Raw genomic sequence first — 10,832 nt, 5'->3', positions numbered from 1 at the left:
GCGACGCGATCGTGGCGGTCGGCGCGGTGACGACGCAGGGCCTCAGGCCGTCTCGACCTTCCGGGCCCGGCCGAGCAGCGAGGCGACGACCTCCTGGGGGGTCCGGCCCTCGGTGACGACGAAGTTGACCTGCTCGGTGATCGGCACGTCGACGTCGTGGTCGCGGGCCAGCTGGTAGATCGAGGAGCAGGACTTGACGCCCTCGGCGGTCTGGCTCGTCACGGCGACGACCTCCTCCACCGTCATGCCCTTGCCGAGGTTCGCGCCGAACATGTGGTTGCGCGACAGCGGCGACATGCACGTCGCGATGAGGTCGCCGACGCCGGCGAGACCGGCGAAGGTCGCCGGGTCGCCCCCGAGTCGGACGCCGAGGCGGGTCGTCTCGGCGAGCCCCCGGGTGATGATGGACGCCTTCGTGTTGTCGCCGAGGCCCAGCCCCTCGGCCATCCCGACCGCGAGCGCGATGACGTTCTTCACCGCGCCGCCGAGCTCGGTGCCGACGACGTCCGGGTTGGTGTAGGGGCGGAAGTACGGCGCCGCGCAGGCCCGCGCGACGAGCTCGGCGGTGTCGAGGTCGGTGCAGGCGACGACGGAGGCGGCGGGCTGCTCGAGGGCGATCTCGCGCGCGAGGTTCGGGCCCGACACGACGACGACGCGCGCCGGGTCGACGCCGCCGACCTCGTGGATGACCTCGCTCATCCGCTTCGTCGTGCCGAGCTCGACGCCCTTCATGAGCGACACGACGGCCCGCGCCCGCGTCAGCACGTCGCCCCACGCCCCGAGGTTGGAGCGCAGGGTCTGGCTCGGCACGGCGAGGACGACGACGTCGGCGCCGGCGACCGCCTCGTCGACGTCCTGGGTCGCCGAGATCGCCGCGGGGAGCCGGATCCCGGGCAGGTAGCCCTCGTTGCTGCCGACGTTGATCTCGTCGACGGTGGCGCCGCTGCGCCCCCACATCCGCACCGTCGTCCCGGCGTCCGCGAGGACCTTCGCGTATGCCGTGCCCCAGCTGCCCGCCCCGAGGACGGCCGCGCTCGTCACGCGGCACCGTCCTGGTGGCGGAAGTCGCCGGTCGGCGGCTGCCCGTGCTTGCGCGAGTCCCATCGCTCCTCGGGAGCGGTCTCGCCCCGGAGCTCCTCGACGATCGTCGTGATGGCGGCGATGATGCGGTTCGTTGCTTCCACGTGGACCTCTCTGGTCTCCGGCACGTCGTAGAGGTCGGACAGGTCGACGGCGGGCCCGGCCGTGACGTGCATGGTCTTGCGCGGGACCAGGTGCGGCTTCTTCGCGTACGGCGCGAGGAGGGCCTGGGGTCCCCACTGTCCGATGGGGATGACAGGACAGCGCGTCGCGAGGGCGACCCGCGCGGCCCCCGTCTTGCCCGTCATCGGCCACAGGCCGGGATCCCGGGTGATCGTCCCCTCGGGATAGACGACGACGCAGTGGCCGCGATCGACCGCCGCGACCGCCGCGCGGAACGCCTCGACGGCGTGGGCGGACTCGCGATAGACGGGGATCTGGTCGGCATGGCGCAGGATCGCCCCGACACCCGGGACCGCGAAGACCTCGTGCTTGGCGAGGTAGTGCGGCGGCTTGTCGTTGTCGTAGAGGAAGTGCGCGAGCGAGATGGGGTCGACGTACGACACGTGGTTGCTGCAAGCGAGGAATCCGCCTGTGGCGGGGAGGTTCTCGGCACCGTGCCACTCGTGGCGCGTGAGCGCGCGCATCGTCGGTCGCAGGATGGAGGCGGCGAAGCGGTATGCGGGTGGGACGGGCGTCCTCGGACGTCTCACGCGTGCTCCACATCTGTCGGCGATGACGGGCCCCCGCACGGCATCGAGGCAGGTGAGGGCGCAACCTCCCGCACAGAATAGGCAGTGGCGGCATCACTTGCGACGATGGACCCGATGGACATCGAACCCGGCCCCCTCTCCGTGCCCACCTGGCACGTCGTCGTCCCCGTCAAGGGCAGGTCCGGGGCCAAGACCCGGCTCGTCCCTCCCCCGGGGGTGGACCGCGGCGAGCTGGCTCTCGCCATGGCGTGCGACGCCCTCGTCGCCCTGCGAAGGGTCGTCCCCGTCGACCGGGTCGTCGTCGTCACGAGCGACGCCGGCCTCGCTGCGTCGGTGCGGGCCGCCGGGGCCCACGTCGTCGCCGATCCGGGAACGGGTCTCGTGCCAGCCGTCGAGGCGGGCCTCGCCGTCCTGCCCCTCCACGTCGACCGGGCCGTCCTGCTCGGCGACCTGCCGGCCCTGCGCTCCGACGAGCTCGCGGCGGCCCTCTCCGCCGGCGGTGGACAGGAGCGCAGCTTCGTCGCCGACCGGGGGGACACCGGCACGACCCTGCTCCTCGCGCGGGCGGGCACGCCCCACGACGTCCACTTCGGCACCGGGTCGGCCGCGGCCCACGCAGCGGCGGGGTACCGCCCGCTGGCGCTCGAGGTGCCCTCGCTGCGCACGGACGTCGACGACGCCGACGACCTCCGCGCCGCGGTCTCGCTCGGGTGCGGTCCCGCGACGACCGCGCTGCTCCCCGACGCCGTCTGCAGCCCATAGAGTCGGACCGTGCAGGCGAGCATCCACACCTTCGACGAGTCCGACGGGTTCGGCAGCGCTCTGCTCGACGACGGGCGCGAGGTGACCTTCACCGGACGCGTCTTCGCCGCGAGCACGCTCCGCCACGTGCGTCCCGGCCAGCGGGTCAGCATCGTCCTCGGACCGGACGCGACGACGGTCACCCGGTTGTGGATCGTCGGGATCGGCCCGGAGCAACCCATCCGCTGACGACGAGGTGCCCCGGTCCTGCAGGACCGGGGCACCTCGCACACGGTGTCGTCAGGCCTTCTTCGTCGCGCGCTTGGCGGGCGCCTTCTTGGCGGGTGCCGACTTCGCCGTCGTCCTCTTCGCCGCCGGAGCGGCCTTCGTCGTCGTCTTCTTCGCGGCCGCCTTGGCGGGCGCGGCCTTGGCCGTCGTCTTCTTCGCCGCCGGAGCGGCCTTCGTCGTCGTCTTCTTCGCCGCGGCCTTGGCGGGCGCGGCCTTGGCGGGCGCGGCCTTGGCCGTCGTCTTCTTCGCCGCCGTGGTGGACTTCGCCGTCGTCGTCTTCTTCGCCGCCGCCTTCGTCGCGGTGGCGGTCGCCGATCCGGCCGGTGCGCGGCCGATCGTCGAGGCCGTCTTGGGCAGCTTGCGCGGGTCGGCGACGACGATCTTGAAGGACGTGCCGGCCTTGAACCGCGGGACGGAGGTCTTCTTGATGCGGACCTTCTCGCCGGTGCGCGGGTTGCGCCCGGTCCGGGCCGCACGGGCCGCCTTCTCGAAGGTGCCGAAGCCGGTGATGCCCACCTTGCCGCCCTTGGCGACCTCGCGGATGATCGTGTCGAGGACGGCCTCGAGCGCGTCCGACGCGGCTTTTCGACTGCCCAGCTTGTCTTCCAGGGCCTTGATCAGTTCACCCTTGTTCACGTCGTCTCCATGGTCTGTTGCGGGCCAGGTCGGCCCCCGACCTGGCAGCCGGACCGTGTCCGACCTGTCCAGAACGGTATGCCGCCGGGCTGCGCGAGTCCATCACTGCGCCGCCGTTTGTGTTGCCCCACAACAAGATCCGGTCCCGAGCAGGACCGTTCCGGCTCATCACTGCAACCACATGGTTCACACGAGCCACACGTCGCGACGACGACCGGTAAGCACGGCGAGGACGAGTTCCGTTGTGTCACAACGGCATACCACAGGCTTTTCACACGAAGCGAAACCCTAGGAGCTGCAGCGGGTGTGAGCCGACGCGGACGCCGATTCGGTTACCGCACAACGGCTCCTCCGGCGTGCCGCGACACGCCGGGGAAACGCTCAGGACGATGCGACGACGGGCTTGTAGGCCGGTCGGGTCGCCTCGAAGGCGGTGATGTCGGCCTCGTTGCGCAGGGTCAGGCTGATGTCGTCGAGGCCCTCGAGGAGCCGCCACCGCGTGTAGTCGTCGACCTCGAACGGCGCGACGATGTCACCTGCGACGATGGTCCGGCTCTCCAGGTCGACCGTGATCGAGGCGCCCGGCTCGTTCTCGAGGTACTTCCACAGCAGCTCGACGTCGTCCTGGCTCGGGCGGGCGGTGAGCAGCCCCTGCTTCCCGCTGTTGCCACGGAAGATGTCGGCGAAACGGGAGGAGATGACCACGCGGAAGCCGTAGTTCATGAGAGCCCAGACGGCGTGCTCGCGCGACGATCCCGTCCCGAAGTCGGGGCCCGCGACGAGGACCGAGCCCGCGGCATACGCGGGGTTGTTGAGGACGAAGGTGTCGTCCTTGCGCCAGGCGGCGAACAGGCCGTCCTCGAAGCCGGTCCGCGTGACGCGCTTGAGGTAGACCGCCGGGATGATCTGGTCGGTGTCGACGTTGCTGCGGCGCAGCGGAACCCCGATGCCGGTGTGGGTCGTGAAACGCTCCATCAGACGGTCTCCTCCACGAGTGCGTCGAGGTCGGCAGGACTCGACAGGGTGCCACGGACGGCCGTCGCGGCGGCGACGAGCGGGCTCACGAGGTGGGTCCGCCCGCCCTTGCCCTGCCGGCCCTCGAAGTTGCGGTTGGACGTCGAGGCGCTGCGCTCCCCCGGCGCCAGCTGGTCGGGGTTCATCCCGAGGCACATCGAGCAGCCCGCGAGGCGCCACTCGGCACCCGCATCGGTGAAGACCCGGTCGAGGCCCTCGGCCTCGGCCTGGAGGCGCACGCGGGCCGAGCCGGGAACGACGAGCATCCGGACGCCGTCGGCGACGTGGCGTCCCTTGACGATGTCGGCGGCGGCCCGCAGGTCCTCGATCCGGCCGTTGGTGCACGAGCCGACGAAGACGGTGTCGACGTGGATGTCACGCAGCGGGGTGCCCGCCGCCAGCCCCATGTACTCCAGGGCCCGCTGGGCTGCGGCCTTCTCGTTCTCGTCGCCGAAGGACTCCGGGTCCGGCACGCTCGTGCCGAGCGGGGCTCCCTGGCCGGGGTTGGTCCCCCAGGTGACGAACGGCGTGAGGCTGCTCGCGTCGATGTCGACGACCTCGTCGAAGACGGCGTCGTCGTCGGACCGTAGCGTCGACCAGTCGGCGACCGCCTCGTCCCACAGCTCGCCCTGCGGCGCGTCCGGGCGGCCCTTGAGGTAGTCGAACGTCGTCTCGTCGGGCGCGATCATGCCGGCCCGCGCCCCGGCCTCGATCGACATGTTGCAGATCGTCATCCGGGCCTCCATCGACAGCGCGCGGATCGCGCTGCCGCGGTACTCGAGGACGTAGCCCTGACCGCCGCCCGTGCCGATCTTCGCGATGACGGCGAGGATGACGTCCTTGGCCGTCACGCCGGGCTGGAGCTCACCCTCGATGGTGATCGCCATCGTCCGGAACGGCTTGAGCGGCAGCGTCTGCGTCGCCATGACGTGCTCGACCTCGGAGGTGCCGATGCCGAAGGCCAGCGCGCCGAAGGCTCCGTGGGTGGAGGTGTGGCTGTCGCCGCAGACGATCGTCATGCCCGGCTGGGTCAGCCCCCGCTGCGGCCCGACGACGTGGACGATGCCCTGCTCCGCGTCGCCCATCGGGAAGATCCGGACCCCGAACTCCTCACAGTTGCGGCGCAGGGTCTCCACCTGGGTGCGGCTCACGACGTCGAGGATCGGACCGGGCGTCGTCGGGACGTTGTGGTCCTCGGTCGCCAGGGTCAGGTCGGGCCGGCGGAGCGGTCGGCCGGCGAGGCGGAGGCCGTCGAAGGCCTGCGGGCTCGTCACCTCGTGGAGGAGGTGGAGGTCGATGTAGAGCAGGTCCGGCTCCCCCTCGGCGCGCCGGACGACGTGCGACTCCCAGACCTTCTCCGCCAGCGTTCCCGACATCACTTCCACCTTCCAGACCACACCGTATGCCGGCTCCAGCGCACCACGGGGCTCGCCCGCATCGGTGCGTGTCAGGAGAGATTTACACGCCGTTGGGTCACGCGGACTTGCGTCTCAGGCAATGAGACGGCAATATCAAGGCATGGACACATCGAGTGGGGTCGGCGTTCTCGACAAGGCCGCGGTAGTCCTCGGCGCCCTCGAGGCGGGACCCTCCACCCTCGCCCAGCTCGTCACGGCGACCGGCCTGGCCCGGCCCACGGCCCACCGACTCGCCGTCGCCCTCGAGCACCACCGCCTCGTCGCGCGCGACATGCAGGGCCGGTTCGTCCTCGGGCCTCGGCTCGCCGAGCTCGCCGCGGCCGCCGGCGAGGACCGGCTCCTCGCCGCCGCGGGGCCGGTTCTCGGGGCGCTGCGCGACCACACGAACGAGAGCGCCCAGCTCTTCCGCCGCCAGGGCGACCACCGCATCTGCGTGTCGGCCGCCGAGCGCCCGGTCGGTCTGCGCGACTCCATCCCCATCGGCGCCAGTCTCACGATGCTCGCGGGCTCGGCCGCCCAGGTGCTGCTCGCCTGGGAGGAGCCCGACCGGCTGCACCGCGGCCTCCACGGGGCGGCCTTCACGGCGACGACCCTGTCCGGCGTCCGCCGTCGGGGCTGGGCGCAGAGCGTCGGCGAGCGCGAGCCCGGCGTCGCCTCGGTGTCGGCCCCCGTCCGGGGACCCTCCGGCCGTGTCGTCGCCGCCGTGTCGATCTCCGGCCCCATCGAGCGCCTGTCCCGCCAGCCGGGCCGGCTGCATGCCGCGACCGTCATGGCCGGCGCCAACAAGCTGACCGAGGTCCTCGCCCGCCACGCGGCGCAGCAGGAGGCCCAGCAGGCCGCCCAGAACGCCGTCTGATCCGGACCTCCCGCCCGGGGCGCCCAACCCCGCCTCCGCACACCCGTACGCCCGGCCTCGACGAGGCACTTCCTCGTGGTGACCTGACCCACGTCAGAGCGTCGGCCGGCTCACCAACAAGCCAGTCGACCGCGTCGCCAAGCCCAGGGGCGGCATACGGACAGGACCCCCGGCCACGTCGGCCGGGGGTCCTGTCGTCTCACGTAGCCCCGACGGGATTCGAACCCGCGCTACCGCCTTGAGAGGGCGGCGTGCTAGGCCGCTACACAACGGGGCCTCTAGCAGGTGTCCTCCGGGCCGGGGCCCTTCGGACAGCGGAGCACACCATATCGTGCGGTGTGGTGATCTCCGAATCGACCGCGTCCCGCCCGTCGGCGAGGGTCGATGGCTGGGGTACCAGGACTCGAACCTAGAACGACTGAACCAGAATCAGCTGTGTTGCCAATTACACCATACCCCAAGGGGGTATCGTGGCCCCTCCGCCCGAAGACGGCGCGGCTCACGAACCAAGGGCAGACTCTACCGAAGCCCCCGGTGGGCCCCCAAATCAGCGGGACGACGACCGCCGAGCCGGCTCCCGGCCCGGCGAGGTCGATCGCGTGGTCCGGGCGAGACCGACCAGCGGTCAGAGGGACTCGCGCAGGCGCCGGAGGCGGGTGACGGTCGAGGCCTTGCCGAGGATCTCCATCGACTCGAACAGGGGCGGGCTGACTCGCTGCCCCGAGACGGCGGTGCGCAGCGGTCCGAACGCGAACCGGGCCTTGATGCCGAGCCCGTCGACGATGGCCGAGCGGAGGGCCTCCTCGATGACGGGCGCGGTCCACGACGGCTCGGAGCCGAGCGTCCCGGCGTGGGTGTCGGGCAGTCCGTCGAGGACGTCGAGAGCCGTGTCGAGCACCTGGGCCGAGTCGTCGCGAAGGCCCGCTCGGGCGTCGTCGGCGATCTCGAGATCCTGGTCGGCGACGTAGAAGGGCGCGACGAGAGCGGTCGCCTCGGAGAGCTTGGCGATCCGGGTCTGGATGAGCGCGGTGACCTTCTCCAGCCGGGCCAGCTCGCCGAGCGTCGGCTGGTCGCCGAGGACCTCGTCGCGCTGCAGGTACGGCAGGAGGCGTGAGGCGAGGTCGCCGAGCTCGAGCTCGCGGATGTAGACGCCGTTGAGCCAGTCGAGCTTCTTGAGGTCGAAGATCGGGCCGACCGGGTTGACCTTGGCCCAGTCGAAGTCGCGGGAGAAGTCGTCGAACGGGAAGACCTCGACGTCGTGGCCCTCGGCGTCCTGCTGGGGCGGGTAGGCCAGCAGCGCGAGGAAGTTGACGAGGGCCTCGGGGAGGTAGCCCTCCTCCTGGAACCAGGTGAGCCGGGCCGCGGGGTTCTTCCGCTTGGAGATCTTCGACTTGTCGACGTTGCGCAGCAGCGGCATGTGGGCGAACGCCGGCGGGGTGAGGCCGAGCCACCGGTAGAGGAGGAGGTGCTTCGGCGTCGAGGAGATCCACTCCTCGCCACGGACGACGTGGGTGATGCCCATCTCGTGGTCGTCGACGACGACGGCGAGGTGGTAGGTCGGGAACCCGTCGGCCTTGACGATGACCTGGTCGTCCGGCCGGGGCGCGCTGACCTTGCCGCGGATGAGGTCGTCGAAGACGAGGTCGACGTCGTCGGGGATGAGCATCCGCACGACCGGCGTCTCGCTGAAGCCGGGCAGCAGCGCCCGCTCCTCCCGTGTCCTGCCGTGGCAGAGCCGGTCGTAGCCGGTCGGCTCCTTGCGCCGCTGCTGGTCCTCCCGCATCTGCGCGAGCCGCTCGGGCGAGCACCAGCAGTGGTATGCCTTCCCCTCGGCGAGGAGGCGCTCGGCATACGGGGCGTAGGTGTCCAGCCGCTCGGACTGGCGGTACGGCGCATACGGACCGCCGATGTCCGGGCCTTCGTCCCACGGGAGGCCGAGCCAGCGGAGGGTGTCGAAGACCTGCTGCTCGCTGTCGGCGCGGAACCGGGCACGGTCGGTGTCCTCGATCCGCAGGACGAACCGCCCGCCCTGCTGGCGGGCGAAGGCGAGGTTGAACAGGGACATGTAGGCCGTCCCGACGTGCGGGTCGCCGGTCGGCGAGGGGGCGACGCGCAGGCGGACGGAACCGGTGTCGGCGGTAGTCATGATGGCCTCGATCCTAGGGCGCGCCGACGTGGGGCACGGACCCCGTGCGGCCGGTCGACCGACGGGTCAGGCCTCGACGAACGGGTTGGACAGCACCCCGATGCCTTCGACCTCGACCTCGACGCGCTGACCGGCGACGACCGGTCCGACGCCCGCGGGCGTGCCGGTGAGGATGACGTCCCCGGGCAGGAGGGTGAACGCCGCGCTCGCGTGGGCAACGAGCTCGGCGACGCCGTGGACCATGTCGGCGGTCGTGCCGTCCTGGACGACCTCGCCGTCGCGGCGGGTCGTGATCCGCAGGTCGCTCGGGTCGAGGTCGGTCTCGATCCACGGCCCGAGCGGCTGGAAGGTGTCCAGCCCCTTCGCGCGCGCCCACTGGCCGTCGCCGCGCTGGAGGTCGCGAGCGGTCACGTCGTCGGCGACGGTGTACCCGAAGATGACCTTGCCGGTGTCCTCGGGCGCGACGTCCTTGCAGAGCCGGCCGATGACGACCGCGAGCTCCCCCTCGTAGTGGACCTCCTGGGTCAGGCCGGACGGGATGAGGACCGGGTCGCCCGGTCCGACGACCGCCGTGTTGGGCACGAGGAACATGAGCGGGACGTCCGGTGCCTCGCCGCCCATCTCCTTGGCGTGGTCCACGTAGTTCTTCCCGATGCCGATGACCTTGCTCCGCGGGATGACCGGGGCGAGCAGCCGCACGTCCTCGACGCGGTGCGTGGCGCCGGTCAGCTCGATCTTCGTGTAGAGGGGGTCGCCGGTGATCTCGGCGATCTTCTCCCCCGCGCCGTCGACGAGACCGTATGCCGGGTCCTCGCCCGTCGTGAACCGTGCGATCCGCATACGCCACACCCTAGGCGCCCCTCGGAACGTCCTACCCTGCTGGTCGTGACCGGAACCACCACGCCCGCCCGAGGGCAGTCGCCCACCCCCGGCGGTCTGGCACCCGATCGGGGCCTGTGCACCACCGTCGGCCTGGCACCCGATCGGGACCTGTGCGCCGCTGGCGATCTGGCACCCGATCGGGGCCTGTGCACCACCGTCGGCCTGGCTCGGGCGGAGTGGCAGCGGCTCGAGGCGGCCCACGAGGCGCGTGTCGACGCGCTGACGGCCGGGCATCGCACGCGGCGGGCCGAGGGTCGCGCGCACCCGGTCGAGGACTTCCTCTTCGTCTACTACCGCCACTCCCCGGGACGGCTGCGGCGCTGGCACCCCGGTCCCGGTGTGGTGCTCGAGGAGGCAGCGGGTATGCCACGCGCCGGGTGGGCGCACTACGTCACCGACGGCGCCGGGGTGCGCCTCGACCTCGACGGGTTCCTCCGGCAGCGGCGGCCGACGGTCGACTTCGTACGGGACCTGCTCTCCCGCACGGCCTCCCGGCCGGCACAGCTCGGCTGCTTCGGCCTCCACGAGTGGGCCATGGTGCACCGCGCGAGCGAGGAGGAGGTGCGCCATGCCGGGTGGCCGCTGCGGCTCGGCCGGTCGGGCACTGACGAGGTCGTCGAGTCGCACCGGCTGCGGTGCACGCACGCCGACGCCTACCGGTTCTTCACACCGTCCGCCGCGCCGCTCAACGCGACCCGGCCGCTCCGGGCGACCCAGCTCGACACCGAGCAGCCCGGCTGTCTGCACGCCGCGATGGACCTCTACAAGTGGGCCTTCAAGCTCACGCCGCTCGTCCCGAGCGAGCTGACGGCGGACTGCTTCGAGCTCGCCCGGGAACTACGCGAGCTCGACATGCGGGCCTCCCCCTACGACCTGCGCGAGCTCGGCTACGAGCCGCTGCCGGTCGAGACCCCCGAGGGCAAGGCCGCATACATCGCCGCCCAGCGCGACGTGGCCCGGCGCGGCAACGCGCTCCGCGCCCGGCTCCTCGCGGCGCTCGCCCCCTGAGGCGTTCCGGACCGCGGCCGGGTGCCGGCCGATCCGCTGCCGGCGGACTG

The 10,832-nt window shown here is 71.9% G+C and carries 11 protein-coding genes and 2 tRNA genes; 4 read left to right on the top strand and 9 right to left on the bottom strand.

Translation table 11 applies throughout. The annotated features are described in order from the left end of the window. Window positions 1-42: 42 nt before the first annotated feature. Both BN12_RS11475 and BN12_RS11470 read right to left on the bottom strand, forming a co-directional pair. Window positions 43-1,041 (bottom strand): NAD(P)H-dependent glycerol-3-phosphate dehydrogenase, encoded by a 999-nt coding sequence (locus tag BN12_RS11475; protein ID WP_048552588.1) that lies wholly within the window; start codon window positions 1,039-1,041, stop codon window positions 43-45. Next, the gene (locus BN12_RS11470; protein WP_053080015.1) at window positions 1,038-1,793 is read right to left on the bottom strand and encodes a lysophospholipid acyltransferase family protein; all 756 of its coding nucleotides are present in this window, start codon (window positions 1,791-1,793) and stop codon (window positions 1,038-1,040) included. The genes BN12_RS11475 and BN12_RS11470 overlap by 4 nt, the downstream gene beginning before the upstream one ends. A gap of 114 nt (window positions 1,794-1,907) precedes the next feature. Here BN12_RS11470 and cofC point away from each other — a divergent pair, with 114 nt between their 5' ends. Both cofC and BN12_RS11460 read left to right on the top strand, forming a co-directional pair. Beyond that, window positions 1,908-2,555, top strand: a complete 648-nt coding sequence (cofC, locus tag BN12_RS11465; RefSeq protein ID WP_048552584.1) for a 2-phospho-L-lactate guanylyltransferase — start codon at window positions 1,908-1,910, stop codon at window positions 2,553-2,555. A 9-nt stretch (window positions 2,556-2,564) separates the two neighbouring features. Beyond that, on the top strand, window positions 2,565-2,783 hold the full coding sequence (locus BN12_RS11460) for a hypothetical protein (RefSeq protein ID WP_048552582.1): 219 nt from the start codon (window positions 2,565-2,567) through the stop codon (window positions 2,781-2,783). Window positions 2,784-2,834: 51 nt separating this feature from the next. Here the strand turns inward: BN12_RS11460 and BN12_RS11455 are convergent, their stop codons facing one another. The 3 genes from BN12_RS11455 to leuC form a co-directional block, all read right to left on the bottom strand. Beyond that, window positions 2,835-3,458, bottom strand: coding sequence for an HU family DNA-binding protein (locus BN12_RS11455; RefSeq protein ID WP_048552577.1), 624 nt, complete (start codon window positions 3,456-3,458; stop codon window positions 2,835-2,837). Window positions 3,459-3,839: 381 nt separating this feature from the next. Beyond that, a complete protein-coding gene (leuD, locus tag BN12_RS11450) occupies window positions 3,840-4,433 on the bottom strand; it encodes a 3-isopropylmalate dehydratase small subunit (protein WP_048552576.1) in 594 nt (197 codons plus the stop codon). After that, window positions 4,433-5,848, bottom strand: coding sequence for a 3-isopropylmalate dehydratase large subunit (gene leuC / locus BN12_RS11445; RefSeq protein WP_048552574.1), 1,416 nt, complete (start codon window positions 5,846-5,848; stop codon window positions 4,433-4,435). Before leuC ends, leuD begins: the two co-directional genes overlap by 1 nt. Before the next feature lie 142 nt (window positions 5,849-5,990). Here leuC and BN12_RS11440 point away from each other — a divergent pair, with 142 nt between their 5' ends. Beyond that, complete coding sequence (locus tag BN12_RS11440; RefSeq protein WP_048552572.1) at window positions 5,991-6,746, top strand: IclR family transcriptional regulator; 756 nt, start codon at window positions 5,991-5,993, stop codon at window positions 6,744-6,746. A 204-nt stretch (window positions 6,747-6,950) separates the two neighbouring features. On the opposite strand, the gene BN12_RS11435 is transcribed toward BN12_RS11440, so the two are convergent. The 4 genes from BN12_RS11435 to BN12_RS11420 all read right to left on the bottom strand — a co-directional run bounded on the left by BN12_RS11435 (window position 6,951) and on the right by BN12_RS11420 (window position 9,732). After that, window positions 6,951-7,023 (bottom strand) — tRNA-Glu (locus tag BN12_RS11435). A 108-nt stretch (window positions 7,024-7,131) separates the two neighbouring features. Beyond that, window positions 7,132-7,206, bottom strand: a tRNA-Gln gene (locus tag BN12_RS11430). 165 nt (window positions 7,207-7,371) lie between these two features. Next, window positions 7,372-8,892, bottom strand: a complete 1,521-nt coding sequence (gene gltX, locus BN12_RS11425; protein ID WP_083454593.1) for a glutamate--tRNA ligase — start codon at window positions 8,890-8,892, stop codon at window positions 7,372-7,374. 66 nt (window positions 8,893-8,958) lie between these two features. Continuing rightward, window positions 8,959-9,732, bottom strand: a complete 774-nt coding sequence (locus BN12_RS11420) for a fumarylacetoacetate hydrolase family protein (protein ID WP_048552570.1) — start codon at window positions 9,730-9,732, stop codon at window positions 8,959-8,961. A gap of 45 nt (window positions 9,733-9,777) precedes the next feature. Here BN12_RS11420 and BN12_RS11415 point away from each other — a divergent pair, with 45 nt between their 5' ends. Beyond that, window positions 9,778-10,782, top strand: coding sequence for a 3-methyladenine DNA glycosylase (locus tag BN12_RS11415; protein ID WP_327152652.1), 1,005 nt, complete (start codon window positions 9,778-9,780; stop codon window positions 10,780-10,782). Window positions 10,783-10,832: the final 50 nt, after the last annotated feature.

This window comes from Nostocoides japonicum T1-X7 (assembly GCF_001046855.1).
GTDB lineage: Bacteria > Actinomycetota > Actinomycetes > Actinomycetales > Dermatophilaceae > Nostocoides > Nostocoides japonicum.
Note: the sequence above shows the minus strand (reverse complement) of the source record. Positions and strands in the feature narration are given on the sequence as shown.

Bases quoted from the DNA above. Each gene is read 5' to 3' on its own strand.
- BN12_RS11420 (WP_048552570.1), bottom strand. From the start codon at position 9,732: ATGCGGATCGCACGGTTCACGACGGGCGAGGACCCGGCATACGGTCTC.
- BN12_RS11440 (WP_048552572.1), top strand. From the start codon at position 5,991: ATGGACACATCGAGTGGGGTCGGCGTTCTCGACAAGGCCGCGGTAGTC.
- leuC (WP_048552574.1), bottom strand. From the start codon at position 5,848: ATGTCGGGAACGCTGGCGGAGAAGGTCTGGGAGTCGCACGTCGTCCGG.
- gltX (WP_083454593.1), bottom strand. From the start codon at position 8,892: ATGACTACCGCCGACACCGGTTCCGTCCGCCTGCGCGTCGCCCCCTCG.
- cofC (WP_048552584.1), top strand. From the start codon at position 1,908: ATGGACATCGAACCCGGCCCCCTCTCCGTGCCCACCTGGCACGTCGTC.
- leuD (WP_048552576.1), bottom strand. From the start codon at position 4,433: ATGGAGCGTTTCACGACCCACACCGGCATCGGGGTTCCGCTGCGCCGC.